The organism is Tessaracoccus palaemonis (genome assembly GCF_019316905.1).
GTDB lineage: Bacteria > Actinomycetota > Actinomycetes > Propionibacteriales > Propionibacteriaceae > Arachnia > Arachnia palaemonis.
Map to the genome: position 1 here is coordinate 1266490 of NZ_CP079216.1, position 18672 is coordinate 1285161.

15 protein-coding genes are annotated in these 18672 nt (G+C 70.2%); 13 read left to right on the forward strand and 2 right to left on the reverse strand.

The annotated features are described in order from the left end of the window. Positions 1 to 149: 149 nt before the first annotated feature. The 3 genes from recA to rny are packed head-to-tail and all read left to right on the forward strand — an operon-like array spanning position 150 to position 3319. The gene (gene recA / locus KDB89_RS05695; RefSeq protein WP_219083872.1) at positions 150 to 1193 is read left to right on the forward strand and encodes a recombinase RecA; all 1044 of its coding nucleotides are present in this window, start codon (positions 150 to 152) and stop codon (positions 1191 to 1193) included. Further along, positions 1183 to 1680, forward strand: a complete 498-nt coding sequence (locus tag KDB89_RS05700) for a regulatory protein RecX (protein ID WP_219083873.1) — start codon at positions 1183 to 1185, stop codon at positions 1678 to 1680. Before recA ends, KDB89_RS05700 begins: the two co-directional genes overlap by 11 nt. Before the next feature lie 31 nt (positions 1681 to 1711). Beyond that, positions 1712 to 3319: a ribonuclease Y gene (gene rny, locus KDB89_RS05705; RefSeq protein ID WP_439654871.1), complete on the forward strand. Its 1608-nt coding sequence runs from the start codon at positions 1712 to 1714 to the stop codon at positions 3317 to 3319. Between the two features lie 21 nt (positions 3320 to 3340). Here rny and KDB89_RS05710 read toward each other — a convergent pair whose 3' ends face one another. Beyond that, the gene (locus tag KDB89_RS05710; protein ID WP_219083875.1) at positions 3341 to 4222 is read right to left on the reverse strand and encodes an aldose 1-epimerase family protein; all 882 of its coding nucleotides are present in this window, start codon (positions 4220 to 4222) and stop codon (positions 3341 to 3343) included. 71 nt (positions 4223 to 4293) lie between these two features. Between KDB89_RS05710 and miaB the strand changes: the two genes are divergently transcribed. Genes miaB through KDB89_RS05735 form a run of 5 tightly spaced genes read left to right on the forward strand, consistent with a single transcriptional unit; the run spans position 4294 to position 10982 of the window. After that, positions 4294 to 5763 (forward strand): tRNA (N6-isopentenyl adenosine(37)-C2)-methylthiotransferase MiaB, encoded by a 1470-nt coding sequence (miaB, locus tag KDB89_RS05715; protein WP_219083876.1) that lies wholly within the window; start codon positions 4294 to 4296, stop codon positions 5761 to 5763. A 16-nt stretch (positions 5764 to 5779) separates the two neighbouring features. Further along, positions 5780 to 6712: a tRNA (adenosine(37)-N6)-dimethylallyltransferase MiaA gene (gene miaA, locus KDB89_RS05720; RefSeq protein ID WP_219083877.1), complete on the forward strand. Its 933-nt coding sequence runs from the start codon at positions 5780 to 5782 to the stop codon at positions 6710 to 6712. Positions 6713 to 6717: 5 nt separating this feature from the next. Next, positions 6718 to 7533, forward strand: coding sequence for a diaminopimelate epimerase (dapF, locus tag KDB89_RS05725; RefSeq protein WP_219083878.1), 816 nt, complete (start codon positions 6718 to 6720; stop codon positions 7531 to 7533). A gap of 40 nt (positions 7534 to 7573) precedes the next feature. Continuing rightward, positions 7574 to 8977, forward strand: coding sequence for a GTPase HflX (gene hflX / locus KDB89_RS05730; protein WP_219083879.1), 1404 nt, complete (start codon positions 7574 to 7576; stop codon positions 8975 to 8977). After that, positions 8970 to 10982 carry an ATP-dependent DNA helicase gene (locus KDB89_RS05735; RefSeq protein WP_439654872.1) on the forward strand — a complete coding sequence of 671 codons (2013 nt, stop codon included), beginning with the start codon at positions 8970 to 8972 and terminating at the stop codon, positions 10980 to 10982. Before hflX ends, KDB89_RS05735 begins: the two co-directional genes overlap by 8 nt. A 3-nt stretch (positions 10983 to 10985) precedes the next feature. Here KDB89_RS05735 and lexA read toward each other — a convergent pair whose 3' ends face one another. Next, positions 10986 to 11750 (reverse strand): transcriptional repressor LexA, encoded by a 765-nt coding sequence (gene lexA / locus KDB89_RS05740; RefSeq protein ID WP_219083880.1) that lies wholly within the window; start codon positions 11748 to 11750, stop codon positions 10986 to 10988. 210 nt (positions 11751 to 11960) lie between these two features. Between lexA and KDB89_RS05745 the strand changes: the two genes are divergently transcribed. From KDB89_RS05745 to ilvD, 5 genes are all read left to right on the forward strand, one after another. Continuing rightward, positions 11961 to 12302, forward strand: coding sequence for a hypothetical protein (locus KDB89_RS05745; RefSeq protein ID WP_219083881.1), 342 nt, complete (start codon positions 11961 to 11963; stop codon positions 12300 to 12302). Between the two features lie 150 nt (positions 12303 to 12452). Beyond that, complete coding sequence (gene nrdR / locus KDB89_RS05750; RefSeq protein WP_219083882.1) at positions 12453 to 12962, forward strand: transcriptional regulator NrdR; 510 nt, start codon at positions 12453 to 12455, stop codon at positions 12960 to 12962. A gap of 54 nt (positions 12963 to 13016) precedes the next feature. Continuing rightward, positions 13017 to 15854 (forward strand): vitamin B12-dependent ribonucleotide reductase, encoded by a 2838-nt coding sequence (locus KDB89_RS05755; protein ID WP_219083883.1) that lies wholly within the window; start codon positions 13017 to 13019, stop codon positions 15852 to 15854. Positions 15855 to 15927: 73 nt separating this feature from the next. Next, entirely contained in the window at positions 15928 to 16725 is a 798-nt protein-coding gene (locus KDB89_RS05760) for a sulfurtransferase (RefSeq protein WP_219083884.1), read from the forward strand. A 99-nt stretch (positions 16726 to 16824) separates the two neighbouring features. Continuing rightward, a complete protein-coding gene (ilvD, locus tag KDB89_RS05765) occupies positions 16825 to 18672 on the forward strand; it encodes a dihydroxy-acid dehydratase (RefSeq protein ID WP_219083885.1) in 1848 nt (615 codons plus the stop codon).

Below are 18672 nucleotides of genomic sequence, written 5' to 3' on the forward strand. Positions count from 1 at the left end.
TCGTTCGTCATTCGAACGGATGTTCGCTACGGTGGAGGGGTAGTTCTCCACAGGTGTCGGCGCGCCGACAAAACTGTCGGTGGGGCTTCCTACAGTGAACACTGACCGAGACCACCTGGCGCCAGTGCCAGTCGAGGAGAGGAAATCCGATGGCCGTTGCGGACCGGAACAAGGCGCTCGAGGCAGCGCTTGCCCAGATCGAGAAGGCCCATGGCAAGGGCTCCATCATGAGGCTGGGAGAGGACAACCGCCAGCCCATTGACGTCATTCCCACCGGCTCCGTCGCGCTGGACGTGGCCCTGGGGATCGGCGGGTTGCCCCGCGGCCGCATCGTGGAGATCTACGGACCCGAGTCCAGCGGCAAGACGACGGTGGCGCTGCACGCCATCGCCAACGCCCAGGCCGGGGGAGGCATCTGCGCGTTCATCGATGCCGAGCATGCGCTGGACCCCGACTACGCGCAGAAGCTGGGCGTCAACACCGACGAGCTGCTCGTCTCGCAGCCGGACAACGGCGAGCAGGCCCTCGAGATCGCCGACACGCTGGTGCGCTCCGGCGCGCTGGCGCTGATCGTGATCGACTCGGTCGCCGCGCTCACCCCCCGCGCCGAGATCGAGGGCGAGATGGGCGACAGCCACGTCGGCCTGCAGGCGCGCCTCATGAGTCAGGCCCTGCGCAAGATGACCGGTGGCCTGAAGAACGCCAACACCACCGCGATCTTCATCAACCAGTTGCGCGAGAAGATCGGCGTCATGTTCGGCAACCCCGAGACCACGTCGGGCGGGCGCGCGCTGAAGTTCTACTCGTCCGTGCGCCTCGACGTGCGCCGCATCGAGACCCTGAAGGACGGCTCCGAGATGGTGGGCAACCGCACCCGCGTCAAGGTCGTCAAGAACAAGGTCGCCCCGCCCTTCAAGCAGGCGGAGTTCGACATCATCTACGGCGAGGGCATCTCCCGCGAGGGCAGCCTGATCGACATGGGCGTGGACGCCGGCCTCGTCCGCAAGGCTGGGGCCTGGTTCACCTACGGCACTGACCAGCTCGGCCAGGGCAAGGAGAACGCACGCAGCTTCCTCCGCAACAACCCCGATGTTGCCGAGGAGCTCGAGAAGCGCATCCGACTGCACCTCGGCGTCGACAAGGAGGACGTCCCCGAGGGTGTGAACCCGGAGACCGGCGAAGTTGACTTCTGAGGCCCCGGAGCCGCGGGAGCGTCAGCTCGAGGTCGCGCGCACGATCGCGCTCGACCTGCTGACGACCCGCCAGCGGTCCATCAAGGAGCTGCGTGACGCCATGGCGAAGCGCAACGTCCCCGCCGACGTGGCCGACGAGGTCCTCGAGCGGTTCGGCGAGGTGGGGCTGGTCGACGACTCCGCCTTTGCCGCCTCGCTGGTGGCCTCGCGGTCGCGCTACAGCCAGCGCGGCCGCGCCCGGATCCGTCAGGAGCTGCAGGCCAAGGGGGTGGACCGCGACATCGCGGCCGACGCTCTGGAGGCGTTGGACCCGGGCGACGAGCTGGAGTCCGCGCGGGCGGTGGCGGCCAAGCGCGCCAGGTCACTGGCAGGGCTGGAGCCTCAGGTGGCCCGCCGCCGCCTGGCCGGCGTCCTGGCCCGACGCGGTTTCCCGTCAGATGTCGTGACCCGGGTCCTCGGCGAGGTACTGGGGTCGGATGTCGATTGAGTTGGACACGGGAGGACAATAGGCTTTCATGGTGCCCTGGCTTGGATGGTTGACCGCTGCGATCCTGACGATCGTGGTCGTCGTCCTCGCCGTGCTGCTGTGGCGGCGCGGCGCGCAGGTCGCGGCGGAGCGGGAGAACTGGGAGCGTCGCTCCACGGCCGACCTCGCATCGGTGAAGGAATCTGCCAGGGCGGCGGCGGAGACGCTGCGCGAGGACGCGGAACGCGTGCTGAACCAGTCCCGCGAGCGGCTGCAGGAGGAACGGGAGGACCTGACCCGGCGACGCGCGGAACTGGACTCGTCGATCTCGACCCAGCGTGCAGAGCTGCGCGAGGAGCGAGCCAGCCAGGAGCGCCGTGAGGCGCGGCTGCACGAGCGTGAAGACCGGCTCGCCGCCGACCTCGAGGGCCTCGAGGTACGCGTCCAGAGGCTCGATGAGAGGCGCGCCGAGGTCCGCGAGCAGGAGGCCCGCGCCGCGGCGACCCGCGAAGAAACCTCCCGTGAGCTGGAGCGGGTCGCGGGGCTCAGCCACGAGGACGCCCGCGCCGAGGTGATCGGTGAGGCCGAGCGTCAGGCCAGGCTGTCCGCCGCTCAGATCGCCCGTGACATCGAGTCCGGAGCGAAGCGCGACGCCGACAGGCGGGCCCGCAACATCGTGGTCACTGCCATCCAGCGGGTCGCATCCGAGCAGACCAATGAGTCGGTCGTCAGCACGGTGCAGCTGCCCAGCGACGAGATGAAGGGACGCATCATCGGCCGCGAGGGCCGCAACATCCGTGCCTTCGAACAGATCACAGGCGTCAACATCCTCATCGACGACACGCCGGAGTCCGTCCTGCTGAGCAGCTTCGACCCCGTCCGCCGCGAGATCGCGCGCCTGACCCTCGTCGACCTCGTTGCCGACGGGCGCATTCACCCGGTGCGCATCGAAGAGGTGTACGAGCGCAGCGAACGCCGCATCACCGAGCGGATCGACAGGGCGGCGGAGGACGCGCTGCTCGAGGTGGGCATCACCGACCTCGACCCGGACCTGATCCCCATCCTCGGCTCGCTGGCCTACCGGACCTCCTACGGGCAGAACGTGCTGCGCCACCTGGTTGAGTCCGCGCACCTGGCCGGCGTGATGGCCGCCGAGCTGGGCCTGGACGTGGCCAGCTGCAAGCGCGCCGCCTTCCTGCACGACATCGGCAAGGCGCTCACCCACGAGATCGAGGGTCCCCATGCCCTGATCGGCGCGGAACTGCTACGCCGCCATGGCGAGAGCGAGGACGTGGTGCATGCCGTCGAGGCCCACCACAACGAGGTGGAGCCCCACACGGTCGAGGCGGTCCTCACGCAGGCGGCCGACGCCATCTCGGGGTCCCGCCCCGGAGCCCGGCGCGAGTCGCTGGAGGCGTATGTGGAACGGATGGAGACCCTCGAGCACCTCGCCATCGCGCACGAGGGTGTGCAGCGCGCCTACGCCATGCAGGCGGGTCGAGAGGTTCGGGTGATGGTGAACCCCGAGGCCGTCGACGACATCGGGGCACAGGCGCTCGCCCGCGACATCGCGCGAGAGGTGGAGGAGAACCTCAGCTACCCGGGGCAGATCCGCATCACGGTGGTGCGGGAGTCCCGGGCGACGCAGACGGCCCACTGACCGTCCGCGCCACGGTGTGGGTCAGCTGACGATGATGCCCCAGGAGCAGGACGTCGTCTCGCCCGGCTCCAGCACGATGACCCCGTCGTGCGTCGGCCCATCGTTGAAGGCGTCAGGGCCGCAGGTCATCGGCTCGATCGCGATGGCCTGGCGCGACGGATCGGTGTAGATCTGTCCCCAGTCCTGAGTCCCGTCGGCCCAGAACTCCACCCTGCGGTCGCCGGTCTCCAGCGTGACCGACCACGCGCCCTCGACGCCCGCGAAGGCAGTGTCCAGCTCGGTGTCGCCGATCACACGCCCGCCGCGGAAGTCGCACCTCTCGCTGACGGGGGCCAGCTCGATGGGAAGGAGACGCACCGGGTCGACGATCAGCTCCCTGGAGAAGGTGTGCGTCAGCTTCGCCGTCGCCAGATCAGCCTGGATGTAGGGGTGGGCGCCGTAGCCGTAGGGCGCGCGGGTGCCGCCGATGTTGGTGGTCGTCACGGTGACGATGAGCCCGTCCGCCGGGTCGAGTCGGTGCCCGATCTCCACCTCCAGCACCGCGTTCCAGCCGGCCTGCGCGAAGATGACGCCGGCGAGCACGACCTCGTCCGTCGAGCGCTTCACGAGCCGCCACCCGACCCCGTCCCCGAGGCCGTGCAGCGCCGTGTTCCGGGGCACCTCGGTGATGGGCAGCTGGTAGTCCACCCCGTCGAAGCTGTAGCGGCCGTCCCTGATGCGGTTGGGCCACGGGACGAGCTGACGGCCACGCGAACCGAACGGTGCCTGGTCCTCGGCGAAGGTGGAGAGCACCTCGTCGCCGTCGATGGTGAGGCTGCGCAGCGTCGCGCCGACCTCGGTGACCACGGCGCCGAAACGGCCGGCGGCGATGGAGTACTGGAGCCCGGTGGGGAGAGTCGTCATGCAGCAGATCCTAACGGCCGACCCGGGGCGCGCTTGGAGGGGGGATCGGAGCCGATTAGCATGGTCGGGCTATGACCAATCCCCGCACATACCACGTCATCACCTACGGGTGTCAGATGAACGTCCACGACTCCGAGCGCATCAGCGGCCTCCTGGAGGAGGCGGGCCTCGAGCGCGTCGCCCCCGGCAGCGACGCGCTCGGCGCGGGCGCGGACGTCGTGGTCTTCAACACGTGCGCGGTGCGGGAGAACGCCGACAACCGCCTCTACGGCAACCTCGGCCACATGGCCAGCATCAAGGCGACCCACCCCGGCCTCCAGATCGCCGTCGGCGGCTGCATGGCCCAGAAGGACCGCGACACCATCATCGGCAAGGCGCCGTGGGTCGACGTGGTGTTCGGCACCCACAATGTCGGGGCGCTGCCGCGGCTGCTGGAGCGCGCGCGCATCGAGCGCGAGGCACAGGTCGAGATCGCCGAGGCCCTCGAGACCTTCCCCAGTAATCTGCCGAGCCGCCGCGAGTCGCCCTACTCCGCGTGGGTCAGCGTCAGCGTCGGCTGCAACAACACCTGCACGTTCTGCATCGTGCCCGCGCTGCGGGGCAAGGAGACGGACCGCCGCCCCGGCGACATCCTGCAGGAGATCGGGATGCTGGTCGACCAGGGCGTGCAGGAGATCACGCTGCTCGGCCAGAACGTCAACGCCTACGGCGTCGAGTTCGGCGACCGGCAGGCGTTCGCGAAGCTGCTGCGGGCCTGCGGGACCATCGACGGCCTCGAGCGCGTGCGGTTCACCTCCCCACACCCCAAGGACTTCACCGACGACGTCATCGCCGCCATGGCCGAGACGCCCAACGTCATGCCACAGCTGCACATGCCGCTGCAGTCCGGCTCTGACAGGGTGCTGAAGCACATGCGCCGCTCGTACCGGTCGCAGAAGTTCCTCGGGATCCTCGAGCGCGTCCGCACCGCCATGCCCGACGCCGCCATCACCACCGACATCATCGTCGGCTTCCCCGGCGAGACCGAGGAGGACTTCCAGGCCACCCTCGACGTCGTGCGCGAGTCGCGCTTCTCCGCCGCCTTCACGTTCCAGTACTCGATCCGACCGGGCACCCCGGCGGCGACCATGCCGGATCAGGTGCCGAAGCAGGTCGTGCAGGAGCGCTACGACCGGCTGACCGACCTGGTGGGGGAGCTGTCCTACGAGGAGAACCTGAGGCTCGAGGGCCGCGACGTCGAGGTGATGTTCGCGACCGGCGAGGGTCGCAAGGACTCCGAGACCCGCCGGATGAGCGGCCGCGCCCGCGACAACCGCCTGGTACACGTCGCGGTACCCGACGAGCCGGAGCTCAGGCCCCGACCCGGCGACATCGCCACCGTCACCGTCACCCACGCCGCACCGCACCACCTGAACTCCGACTCCGGGTTCCGCGACCTGCGCCGCACCCGCGGCGGCGACGCGTGGGAGGCCGCGACCTCCGCGCCTCCCGCCCCGGCGGGCGTCGGCCTGGGCATGCCGGCCGTCGGTCGGCCGCGGTAGGCAGAGGTCGAGGCGGGTGGGAACCCCACTGATCGTGCTCGTCGGACCGACGGCGACCGGCAAGTCCGCGCTGGCCGTCGACGTGGCGCTGGAACTGGGCCGCCGCGGCCGGCGGGCTGAGGTCGTCAACGCCGATTCGATGCTCGTCTACCGGGGCATGGACATCGGCACGGCCAAGCCGACGCCGGAGGAGCGGCGAGGGGTTCCGCACCATCTGATCGACATCCTCGAGGTCACGGAGCTGGCCTCCGTCGCCGACTTCCAGACGCTCGCCCGCGACACCATCGCCCGGCTGCGGGCCGACGGCGTGGTGCCGATCCTCGTCGGCGGATCCGCGCTCTACACCCGCGCGATCACCGACCACTTCGACTTCCCGGGTTCGGACCCCGGGGTGCGCGCCCGCCTCGAGGATGAGTTGGACCGCGTCGGTGCCCCGGCGCTGCACGCGCGCCTCGCCGAGGTGGCGCCGGACTCCGCCGCCCAGATCGAGCCCGGCAACGGGCGCCGAACCGTGCGGGCGCTGGAGGTGCTCGAGTTGACCGGTGGCCACCGACCCACCGTTCCCGACTGGACCTACGAGTTGGACGACGTGCATATCTTCGGCCTGGCCCTCGAACGGGCCGAGCTGGACCGCAGGATCGAGGCGCGCGTCGAGCAGATGTTCGCCGACGGCCTCGTCGACGAGGTGCGAGGCCTGCTGGATCGAGGCCTGCGCGACGGCACGACCGCCGTGCGCGCCATCGGCTACCGCCTGGTCGTCGACCTGCTCGACGGGCAGCTGACGCGCGAGGAGGCGATCGTGCGGATCCAGGCGCTCACCCGGCGCTTCTTCCGCAAACAGCTGGGCTGGTACCGCCGGGATCCCCGCATCCAGTGGCTGGACGCCGGCGACCCCGGCAACGTCGAGGTGGTGGCCGCCGTCGTAGACTCGGAAGCCGAGACGAGGTGACTGACATGCGCAGATACAGCTTCCACAAGGGACACGGCACCGAGAACGACTTCATCATCCTCGACGACTCCTACGGCCTGCACGACATGCAACCGGAGCTCATCGCCCACCTGTGTGATCGACGCGCCGGTGTCGGGGCCGACGGCGTGCTTCGCGTCATCCGCGCCGGCCAGATCGGCTGCTGGGACGGCGACCCTCAGCTGTGGTTCATGGACTACTACAACGCCGACGGCTCCATCGCGGAAATGTGCGGCAACGGGCTGCGGGTCTTCGCGCGGCACCTCATCAACGAGCAACTGGTGACAAGCGGATCCTTCGACGTCGCGACCCGGGCCGGGGTCAAGCATGTCGAGATCGGCCACCAGGGCCTCATCAGCGTCGGCGTCGGGCGCGTGACGCTCCTCGACGAGCCCGTCCAGGTCACCGCGGACGGTCGCACCTGGAATGCCAGGAAGGTCAGCGTCGGCAACCCGCACGCCGTCGCCTTCGTCGACGACGGGGTCCTCGACGACCTGCCCCTCCACGAGGCACCCGCCTGGGAGCCGGCCTCCGCCTTTCCCGACGGCGTCAACGTCGAATTCGTGCACGTCGACGGGCCGGGCCGGCTCGGCATGCGCGTGTACGAGCGCGGCGTCGGCGAGACCCGGAGCTGCGGCACCGGGGTCGTGGCGTCCGCCGCCGCCTACCGGGCCGCAAGCGGACACGAGGGACCGGTCCAGGTGCACGTGCCCGGGGGAGACCTCGAGGTCACATTCGACGGCGACGAGGCCACCCTCACCGGGCCCGCCGTGATCATCGGCCGCGGAGAACTCTGGCTCTGAGCTTTGACTCGTCGGTGCTGCCTGGGAGAATGGGCGGATCATGACTCATGACCCCGATGTACACGTCGACACAGACGTTGAAGAAGAACAGCTCGATCTCGAGGCCCGTCACTCGCTGAAGCGCGTGGACGGCCTGCGGACCGAGCTCGAGGACGTCACCGAGGTCGAGTACCGCCAGCTGCGCCTCGAGCGTGTCGTGCTCGTCAGCGTGTGGACCAGCGGGACGCAGGAGGATGCCGACAACGCGATGGCCGAGCTGAAGCTGCTCGCCGAGACCGCGGGCTCCGAGGTGCTCGATGCCCTCGTCCAGCGCCGCAGCCACCCGGACCCCGCCACCTATGTCGGCCGCGGCAAGGTCGAGGAGGTCGCCGAGGTGGTGCACGCGACCGGCGCCGACACGGTGATCTGCGACGGCGAGCTCGAGCCTGCCCAGCTGAGGAACCTGGAGGACCGGATCAAGGTCAAGGTGGTCGACCGCACCGCCCTGATCCTCGACATCTTCGCCCAGCACGCCAAGAGCGCCGAGGGCAAGGCCCAGGTGGAACTGGCGCAGCTGCAGTACCTCAAGCAGCGGCTCCGCGGCTGGGGCGGCAACCTGTCCCGGCAGGCCGGCGGCCGTGCCGCCGGCGGCGCCGGCATCGGCGGCCGCGGACCCGGTGAGACGAAGATCGAGACGGACCGCAGGCGCATCGGATCGCGCATCGCCATCCTGCGGCGGCGCCTGCGCGCCATGGACGCCACGCGCGAGGGCAAGCGCGCCGAGCGCCACCGCAACCAGGTGCCGTCCGTCGCGATCGTCGGGTACACCAACGCGGGCAAGTCGTCGCTGCTGAACCGGCTCACGGGTGCCGGGGTGCTGGTCGAGAACGCGCTGTTCGCGACCCTGGACCCCACGACGCGGCGCACGGAGACGGCCGACGGCCGCATCTACACGCTCACCGACACCGTCGGCTTCGTCCGCCACCTGCCACACGACCTGGTCGAGGCCTTCCGCTCGACGCTGGAGGAGTCGGCCATGGCCGACCTGCTGGTGCACGTGGTCGACGCCTCCGACCCCGACCCGGCCGGCCAGATCGCGGCCGTCCGGACCGTCCTGACGGAGATCGGCGCCTCCAGCGTCCCCGAGCTGCTCGTGCTCAACAAGGCGGACCTGGCCGACGAGGGGACGCTGCTCGCATTGCGCGGCTCCTTCCCGGGCGCGCTGATCGTCTCGGCGCAGACGGGCGAGGGCATCGACGCGCTGTCGGCGGAGATCGACGAACGGCTGCCCCGCCCGGAGGTCGAGCTGCGCGTGCTGCTGCCCTATGACCGCGGCGACCTGGTGGACCGCATCCACAGGACCGCGCGGATCGTCTCCCTGGAGCACACCGGCGAGGGCACCCAGATCCACGCCCGCGTCCGCCCCGACCTCGCCGACGAGCTCGCCCCCTACCGACGTGACTGACCCCGGCGCGATCCTCGCGGCCGCCGTCGGCACCATCGGGGGCCAGGCGCGCCCCGGGCAGCAGCTGATGGCCGACGCGGTGGCCGAGGCCATCGTCGACGGCACCCACCTCCTCGTGCAGGCAGGCACGGGCACGGGCAAGTCGCTGGGCTACCTCGCCCCCGCACTCGCCCGGATCATCGACTCGGGCGACCGGGACCGCGTCGTCGTCGCCACCGCGACCCTCGCCCTGCAGGCCCAGCTGGCCACCAAGGACATCCCCACGGCGCTCGACGCCGCGCAGGCCGTCACGGGGAAGAGGCCGAAGGCCGCCATCCTCAAGGGCCGCACCAACTACGCGTGCCTCTACAAGGTGCGCGGGGGCGGCCCGCTCGAGCAGGACTCGCTGCTCGGAGCCGAGTCCCTGGTCGAGGCCGCCGCCTCCGGCCGGGGCGACGACGTCGGACGGTTCGGCGCCGAGGTGCTCGCCCTGCGCGAGTGGGTCGAGGAGGAGGCCCAGCGCGAGGGGCTCGCCGACCGCGACGACGCGCCGTCGCACACGGCACGGGGCTGGGCGCAGGTGTCCATCCCCACGCGAGAATGCCTCGGCGTGGCCAGCTGCCCGTTCGGCAACGAGTGCTTCGTCGAGCGGTCCCGCGAGCAGGCCCGTGACGCCAGCCTCGTCATCACCAACCACGCGCTGCTCGCCATCAACGCCATGCACGGCGGCACCGTGCTGCCCGAGCACGCCGCGCTGATCGTCGACGAGGCGCACGAGCTCGTCAGCCGCATCACCACCGCCGCGACCGACGAACTGACGCCCGGACTGGTCGAGCGGACGGCGCGCCGCTGCCTGGCCTGGCTCGACGACGATCTCGGTGCGGACTTCCTGACGCAGGCCGACGACATCCGCGAGGCCCTCGACGAGTCTGAGGCCGGCCGGGTGACGGCCACGTCCGCGCCGCTCGTGCGCGCCGCCGAGGCGCTGCGCGACGTCGCACGCAGGGTTGTCAGCGCGCTCGGGAAGGGCGACGGCGACAAGAGTGCCCCCGACCCCGACCGGCAGCAGGCCGCCTCCGCAGCGCAGGAGGTCTTCGACGTCGCCGAACGCATCGCCAAGCTGGCCGACGTGGACGTCGTGTGGGTCTCCCACTCCGAGATCGTCGGGGCCGCCGCGTATGTCGCGCCGCTGAACGTCGCCGGGCTGCTGCGTGAGCAGGTGTTCGCCGAGACGCCGACGGTGCTGACGTCCGCCACCCTGTCGCTCGGCGGGTCCTTCGAGCCTGCTGCCGCAAGCGTCGGACTGAGGGCCGCGGACCGCGTGGCGGCCGGGGCCGAGGCACCCGACCCGCTCGCCTGGCGCGGGCTGGACGTCGGCTCGCCGTTCGACTACCGGCGCCAGGGCATCCTGTACGTGGCGAGGAAGGGCCCCGAGCCCGGCCGCGACGGGCTGCGGGAGGAGACGCTCAGGGAGATCGCCCAGCTCATGTGGGCCGCCGGCGGGCGCACGCTCGGGCTGTTCGCGTCGCGGCGCGCGGCCGAGCAGGCTGCCGAGTGGTGCCGCCGTGAGCTGCCGGACCTGACGATCCTGTGCCAGGGCGACGCGCAGCTCTCGGAGCTGACCGCGCGCTTCGCGGCGGAGCAGGACACGAGCCTGTTCGGCACCATGTCGCTGTGGCAGGGGGTTGACGTGCCGGGGGAGACGTGCCAGCTCGTCATCATCGACAAGATCCCGTTCCCACGCCCCGACGACCCGCTCATGCAGGCCAGGAAGAGGGCGGTCGACGACGCGGGCGGCAACGGCTTCATGTCGGTCGCCGCGACGCACGCCGCCCTGCTGTTCGCGCAGGGCACCGGGCGCCTGATCCGACGCTCGACGGACCGAGGCGTCGTCGCGGTGCTGGATCCGCGGCTGGTCACCAAGCGCTACGGGTCGTTCCTGAAGTCGTCCCTGCCCGACTTCTGGCTGACCACCGACGGCGACGTCGCCGTCCAGGCGTTGCGCAGGCTCCGCGGCGAGGAGTAGCGCTCAGAGTCGGCGCATGACGGCGACGACCTTGCCCATGATGCTGGCGTGCGTGCCGTCGATGGGGGAGTAGTCGGGGTTGTGCGGCAGCAGCCACACGTGCCCGTCTTTGCGCTGGAACGTCTTGACGGTGGCCTCGTCGTCGAGGAGCGCGGCGACGATGTCTCCGTTGACGGCGTCGCTCTGCTGCCGGACCACGACCCAGTCCCCGTCGCAGATGGCGGCGTCGATCATCGAGTCGCCCCGGACCTCGAGCATGAAGACCGTGCCCTCTCCGACCAGCTGCTTCGGCAGCGCGAAGACGTCCTCGATCTCCTGCTCGGCGAGGATCGGCCCGCCGGCGGCGATGCGGCCGACCAGCGGTGTGGGGACCGACGGGGCCGTCGAGTCGTAGGACTGCTCCGGCGTCAGGGCTGCTCCCAGCCCCGGGGCGGGCGTCTCGACGCCGGTCTCGTCGTCGGGCAGCTTCACGACCATCGCGCGGGGGCGGTTGGGGTCGCGACGCAGGAAGCCCTTGTCCTCGAGGACCTTCAGCTGGTGGCTGACGGACGAGGTGGACGCCATGCCTGCGCGCTTGGCGATCTCGCGGATGCTCGGCGGGTAGCCGACGGCCTCGATGGATTCGCGGATGACGCGCAGGATCGCGACCTGGCGCATCGTCAGCCCGTGTCGGTTCTCCGGGCCGTCGGGAAGCTCGGAGATGTCTCCGAGCTGGGTCCTCAGCTGGGCGTTACTCGGGCGTCCTCGGCGGGGGTTCGTGTCAGCCATGTACAGATGTTAGCCCCGCTCGGAACAGGTGTTCGATAAGACGCGCCGTGTCGTCGGATCAGAAACTGTCGGTGGCCCCTGTTTGAGTGATCCGTGTCGCAGCAGCGACACGCCGGAGAAGAAACTTCGAACAGCTGTTCCAATGTGGCCTCCGGCGGGTTATAGTTTGATTCGAACAGACGTTCTAGGCTTCACGAAGGGAGAGGTCCCATGACCGCTTCGACCACCACCTCGTTCACGGTTGTCGGCACCGGCGACCGTCGCCGCGTCGTCACCCCGGCCGGCCGGCCCGACCTCCGCCTGCCCCGCGCCCACGCGCCGCGCCCCGTCGCCCCTGGTCGCGTCGGCTCCGTGTCCTCCTGTGTTGCGCCCCGTGTCGAGGCGCCCGCCCCGTCGACCCTGTGGCTCAAGATCAAGGTGGCCGCCGTCGGCGCGCTGGCCATCGCCGGCGTGGCCGCCTCGGCGTCCTCGTTCATCGCCATGGCCCAGCCTGATCCGGCCACCGGGTATGTGGCCGGAGACCCCGCCTGGGCGCACGTCACGCAGCCCTGACGTGGCCGTGACGACCCGCTCGGCGGGTTGTCCACCGGCCCCTCCTGGCGTAGGATCACAACATCTAGTGGCCATGACGCGCTTTGACCCCATAACTTGTGTTATTTCGTCGAGTGTGCCTGCCCGTGACCTACGACGACTGGACCGCACATGCACTGCCCGTTCTGCCGGCACGCCGACACCAAGGTGTCGGACTCCCGTGCGACGGAGGATGGCTCCGCCATCCGCCGCCGGCGGGTATGCCCGGCGTGCGGGCGGAAGTTCACCACGGTCGAGCAGATCGTGCTCACGGTCGTGAAGCGGTCGGGCGTCGTCGAGCCGTTCAGCAGGGACAAGGTCATCCGCGGGGTGTCCAAGGCGTGCAAGGGCAGGCCGGTCTCGGCGGCGCAGCTCGCCTCGCTCGCGCAGCGGGTGGAGGAGTCGCTGAGGGCCTCCGGGCAGGCCGAGATCCCAGCCGAGAGTATCGGCGTGGCCATCCTCGGTCCGCTCGAGGAACTCGACGCCGTCGCCTACCTCCGGTTCGCCAGCGTCTACCGCAACTACGAGTCGGTCGACGACTTCCAGCGCGAGATCGACGCCATCCGACTCGGCCAGGACGGGGCCCAGCCGCGGCTCGAGGCCACGCCTCCCGGGCTCGCGCAGGAACCGCTCATCAGCTGAGCTCCTGCCAATCAGCCATTCAGATCAACGAGTTTCGACACCAAGGGGTACATCATGACCGCGACCGCAGCGCGCTCCAACCGCCGCAAGTCCGACACCGGGTCCAAGGGACTCGCGATCTCCCGCGTCTTCACCACAAAGGGGGTGCACCCCTACGACGAGGTGGAGTGGGAGCGCCGCGATGTGGTGCAGACGAACTGGAAGACCGGTGAGACGGTCTTCGAGCAGAAGGGCGTGGAGTTCCCGTCCTTCTGGAGCGTCAACGCCTCCACGATCGTCACGACAAAGTACTTCCGCGGCGCGCTCGGCACGGCGCAGCGGGAGGACTCGCTGAAGACGCTGATCGACCGGGTCGTCAAGACCTACACCAAGGCCGGCGTCGAGTACGGCTACTTCGGCACCGACGCCGATGCCGAGATCTTCGAGCACGAGCTCACGTGGATGCTGCTCAACCAGTACTTCTCGTTCAACTCCCCGGTCTGGTTCAACGTCGGCACCCCGGCCCCGCAGCAGGTCAGCGCCTGCTTCATCCTGTCGGTCGACGACTCGATGGAGTCCATCCTCAACTGGTACAAGGAGGAGGGCTTCATCTTCAAGGGGGGCTCGGGCGCCGGCCTGAACCTGTCGCGGATCCGCTCGTCCAAGGAGCTGCTGAGCTCGGGCGGCAACGCCTCCGGGCCCGTCTCCTTCATGCGTGGCGCCGACGCCTCGGCCGGCACCATCAAGTCCGGCGGCGCTACGCGCCGCGCCGCGAAGATGGTCGTCCTGGACGTCGACCACCCCGACATCGAGGAGTTCGTCGAGACCAAGGCGCGCGAGGAGGACAAGATCCGCGCGCTGCGCGACGCCGGCTTCGACATGGATCTCGGCGGCAGGGACATCACGAGCGTCCAGTACCAGAACGCCAACAACTCGGTGCGCGTCAGCGACGAGTTCATGAACGCGGTCGTCGACGGCACGCCGTTCGGCCTGCGCGCCCGCATGGACGGCTCGGTCATCGAGGAGGTCGACGCCCGCAACCTCTTCCACAAGATCGCGAAGGCCGCCTGGGAGTGCGCCGACCCCGGCCTGCAGTACGACGACACCATCAACGCGTGGCACACCAACCCCGCCACCGGCCGCATCACCGCGTCGAACCCCTGCTCCGAGTACATGAGCCTCGACAACTCGTCGTGCAACCTCGCCTCGCTGAACCTGCTGAAGTTCCTGGGCGACGACGGCGCGTTCGACGCCGAGCTGTTCGTCAAGGCCGTCGAGCTCATCATCACGGCCATGGACATCTCGATCTGTTTCGCGGACTTCCCGACCGAGTCGATCGGCGAGACCACACGCAACTTCCGCCAGCTCGGCATCGGGTACGCCAACCTCGGCGCGCTGCTGATGGCGATGGGCAAGGGCTACGACTCCGAGGGTGGCCATTCGACGGCCGCGGCCATCACCTCGATCATGACGGGCGCCTCCTACCGCCGCAGCGCCGAGCTCGCCGAGGTCGTCGGCCCCTACAACGGGTACCCGGCCAACGCGGAGGGCCACCAGCGGGTGATGCGCAAGCATCAGGCCGCCAACGACGACCTGCGCGTGCTGACCGACGACCGCGCGCTGCACGCCGTCGCCACCCGTGAGTGGGACAAGGTGGTCAGCCTCGGAGCGAAGAACGGCTTCCGCAACGCGCAGGCCTCCGTCCTCGCCCCCACCGGCACCATCGGCTTCATGATGGACTGCGACACCACCGGCGTCGAGCCGGACTTCTCGCTGGTCAAGTTCAAGAAGCTCGTCGGTGGCGGCTCGATGCAGATCGTCAACCAGACCATCCCCCGCGCCCTCAAGCGCCTCGGGTACAAGTCCGAGGACGTCGACGCCATCGTCGAGTTCATCTCGGAGCACGGCCACGTCGTCGGTGCTCCCGGGCTGGCCGCGGAGCACTACGAGGTCTTCGACACCGCCATGGGCCAGCGTGCCATCCGCCCCATGGGCCACGTGCGCATGATGGCCGCCGTGCAGCCGTTCCTCTCCGGCGCCATCTCGAAGACGGTCAACCTGCCCGAGAGCGCCACCATCGAGGACATCGAGAACGTCTACCTCGAGGGCTGGAAGCTCGGCCTCAAGGCGCTGGCCGTCTACCGCGACAACTGCAAGGTCGGCCAGCCGCTGTCCGACGGCAAGAAGAAGCCCGCGGGCAAGGGCGAGGCCGAGGTCGTGGAGAAGGTCGTCGAGAAGATCGTCTACCGCCCCAAGCGTGAGCGCCTCCCGAAGTCCCGCGCCGGCCGCACCACCAGCTTCTCCGTCAGCGGGGCCGAGGGCTACATGACCTCGGGTGCCTACGCCGACGGCCGCCTCGGCGAGGTGTTCCTCAAGCTCGGCAAGCAGGGCTCGACCCTGGCCGGCGTGATGGACGCCTTCTCGATCGCGGTGTCGATCGGCCTGCAGTACGGCGTCCCGCTCGAGTCCTTCGTGCAGAAGTTCACGAACCTGAAGTTCGAGCCCGCCGGCATGACGGACGACCCCGACATCCGGATCGCGCAGTCCTTCATGGACTACATCTTCCGCCGCCTGGCGCTCGACTACCTGAGCTTCGACGACCGCGCCGAGCTCGGCATCTACACGGCCGGCGAGCGCGCCCGCTACGTCGAGACCGGGTCCTATCTCTCGGAGGAGGACGAGGCCGAGATGCCCGAGGCGGAGCAGCTCCGCAACGACGCCGGCGACGACTTCAACGTCGACGGCGCCCGCCAGCCCTCCCTGCTCGACGCCCACACGACGGCCGAGCTGATGGAGGCCATGGGTGTCGCCGAGGTCGACGCCCCGCTGTGCATGACCTGCGGCACCAAGATGCGCCCGTCCGGCTCCTGCTACGTCTGCGAGGGCTGCGGCTCCACCTCCGGCTGCAGCTGATCCTGGCTTGACCGACGGCGCCCGACCTCCGAGGTCGGGCGCCGTCGCGCGTCCGGGCGCCTAGTCTTGGGCCATGATTCCTCCCGTCATCGATGCCGACTGGCTCGCCGCCCACCCGGAAGCCGCGATCCTGGACGCCCGCTACTACCTGGACGGACGCTCGGCGGCCGACGCCTACGCACGGGGGCATCTGCCCGGTGCCGTGCGGGTCGACATGGACGAGGTCCTGGCCGACCCGGGCAGCCCCGGGCGTGGCCGCCACCCGCTCCCGGAGCCCGGGCGCTTCGCCGCCGGGATGGCCGCGCTCGGCGTCGGCGACGACACGCTGGTGGTGGCCTACGACGACGCCGGGGGAGCGATGGCCGGCCGTGTCGTGTGGCTGCTGCGGATGCTCGGCCACGACGCCGCGCTTCTCGACGGCGGCCTCAGGGCCTGGGAGGGCGAGCTGAGCACCGCGACCCCCACGCCGGAGCTCGCGACGTTCACCCCGGGCCCCTGGCCGGACGAGGCGCTGGCCACCATCGACGAGGCCGCAACCGGCAGCTTCGTGATCGACGCGCGCGCCCCCGAGCGGTACCGCGGCGACGTCGAGCCGATGGACCCCAGGGCCGGGCACATCCCCGGCGCCCGCAGCTTCCCGCTCGGCGGGAACCTCGGCACCGACGGGCGGTTCCTCAGCCCCGACGAGCTGCGCGACCGGTTCGCCGAGATCGACGCGGACACCGACGTCATCTCCTACTGCGGCTCCGGGGTCACCGCCTGCCACAACCTCATCGCGATGGAGTACGCCGGCCTCGGCGTGAAGCGGCTGTTCCCGGGCAGCTGGTCGCAGTACGCGGCCACCGACCGGCCGGCCGCGACGGGCGACTGATCCGTCCACTCCTCGGCCGACAGCGTATTCGAGGAGGACTTCCGGGGGCCGCAGCGTAGGCTTGCAGGGTTATTCCGCAACACTGCAGAGGAGCCATCCATGCCGGCGCTTCGGTCCCGCACCACCACCCACGGTCGCAACATGGCGGGCGCGCGCGCCCTCTGGCGCGCCACCGGGGTAACGGACTCGGATTTCGGCAAGCCGATCGTCGCCGTGGCGAACTCCTTCACGCAGTTCGTGCCCGGACACGTGCACCTGCGCAACATGGGCGCCCTGGTCTCGGATGCGATCAAGGAGGCCGGCGGCATCGGCCGCGAGTTCAACACCATCGCGGTCGACGACGGCATCGCCATGGGACACGGCGGCATGCTCTACTCGCTGCCCAGCCGCGAGGTGATCGCCGACTCGGTCGAGTACATGGTCAACGCGCACTGCGCCGACGCGCTGGTGTGCATCTCCAACTGCGACAAGATCACGCCGGGCATGTTCCTCGCGGCGCTGCGTCTCAACATCCCGACCGTGTTCGTCTCCGGCGGCCCGATGGAGGCAGGCAAGGCCATCATCAAGGACGGGGAGGCGGAGACGTCCCTCGACCTGATCGACGCCATGGTCAAGTCCGTCGACGACTCCGTCAGCGACGAGGAGCTCGGCCGCATCGAGGCCAACGCCTGCCCGACCTGCGGGTCCTGCTCCGGCATGTTCACCGCGAACTCGATGAACTGTCTGATGGAGGCCATCGGGCTCGCGCTGCCCGGCAACGGGTCGACGCTGGCCACCGCCGCCGCGCGCAAGGGGCTGTTCGAGGAGGCCGGCCGGCTCGTCGTCGAGCTGTGCCGCCGCTACTACGACGAGGACGACGACTCGGTGCTGCCGCGGTCGATCGCCACGAAGGACGCCTTCTCCAACGCCATGCGCCTCGACGTCGCGATGGGCGGGTCCACCAACACCGTCCTGCACCTGCTGGCCGCGGCCCAGGAGGGCGAGGTCGGCTTCGGCCTCGACGACATCGACGCCATCAGCCGCGTCACGCCCTGCCTGGCGAAGGTCGCGCCGAACTCGCACCGCTACTACATGGAGGACGTGCACCGCGCCGGCGGCATCCCCGCCATCCTCGGCGAACTGGCCCGCGGCGGCAAGCTCGCCGAGACCGTCCACTCGGTGCACTCCGACTCGCTCGCGCAGTGGCTCGCCGACTGGGACATCCGCAGCGGCTCCACGACGCCCGAGGCCGTCGAGCTGTTCCACGCGGCCCCCGGCGGCGTCCGCACGACCGAGGCCTTCAGCTCCACCAACCGGTGGGCCAGCCTCGACACCGACGCCGAGGGCGGCTGCATCCGCTCGACCGACCACCCCTACACGCTGGACGGCGGCCTCGCGGTGCTGAAGGGCAACCTGTCTCCCGACGGCGCCATCGTCAAGACGGCAGGCGTGCCGGAGGACCAGTGGGAGTTCACCGGCCGGGCGATCGTGACCGAGTCGCAGGAGGAGGCCGTCGACGCCATCCTGGGCAAGAAGCTGCAGCCCGGCGACGTCGTCATCGTCCGCTACGAGGGCCCCAAGGGCGGCCCCGGCATGCAGGAGATGCTGTACCCGACCAGCTACCTGAAGGGCGTGGGCCTCGGCCCGAAGTGCGCGCTGATCACCGACGGCCGCTTCTCCGGCGGCTCGTCCGGCCTGTCGATCGGGCACGTCTCTCCCGAGGCGGCCTCCGGCGGCACGATCGGGCTCGTGGAGGACGGCGACCAGATCACCATCTCCATCCCGCAGCGCCTGATCCAGCTCGACGTCGACGACGAGACCCTGGCGGCCCGTCGCGCCGCGCGCGACGCCCAGGGGTGGGCGCCGAAGCAGCGCGAGCGCGTCGTGTCGCCGGCGCTGAAGATCTTCGGCATGCTGGCGCAGTCCGCGGACAAGGGCGCCGCCCGCAAGCTCCCCGAGGGGATCTGA

What these genes read in the sequence shown, in the direction of transcription:
- recA (WP_219083872.1), top strand. Translation starts at nt 150, where the DNA reads ATGGCCGTTGCGGACCGGAACAAGGCGCTCGAGGCAGCGCTTGCCCAG.
- KDB89_RS05710 (WP_219083875.1), bottom strand. Translation starts at nt 4,222, where the DNA reads ATGACGACTCTCCCCACCGGGCTCCAGTACTCCATCGCCGCCGGCCGT.
- miaB (WP_219083876.1), top strand. Translation starts at nt 4,294, where the DNA reads ATGACCAATCCCCGCACATACCACGTCATCACCTACGGGTGTCAGATG.
- dapF (WP_219083878.1), top strand. Translation starts at nt 6,718, where the DNA reads ATGCGCAGATACAGCTTCCACAAGGGACACGGCACCGAGAACGACTTC.
- hflX (WP_219083879.1), top strand. Translation starts at nt 7,574, where the DNA reads ATGACTCATGACCCCGATGTACACGTCGACACAGACGTTGAAGAAGAA.
- lexA (WP_219083880.1), bottom strand. Translation starts at nt 11,750, where the DNA reads ATGGCTGACACGAACCCCCGCCGAGGACGCCCGAGTAACGCCCAGCTG.
- KDB89_RS05745 (WP_219083881.1), top strand. Translation starts at nt 11,961, where the DNA reads ATGACCGCTTCGACCACCACCTCGTTCACGGTTGTCGGCACCGGCGAC.
- nrdR (WP_219083882.1), top strand. Translation starts at nt 12,453, where the DNA reads ATGCACTGCCCGTTCTGCCGGCACGCCGACACCAAGGTGTCGGACTCC.
- KDB89_RS05755 (WP_219083883.1), top strand. Translation starts at nt 13,017, where the DNA reads ATGACCGCGACCGCAGCGCGCTCCAACCGCCGCAAGTCCGACACCGGG.
- KDB89_RS05760 (WP_219083884.1), top strand. Translation starts at nt 15,928, where the DNA reads ATGATTCCTCCCGTCATCGATGCCGACTGGCTCGCCGCCCACCCGGAA.
- ilvD (WP_219083885.1), top strand. Translation starts at nt 16,825, where the DNA reads ATGCCGGCGCTTCGGTCCCGCACCACCACCCACGGTCGCAACATGGCG.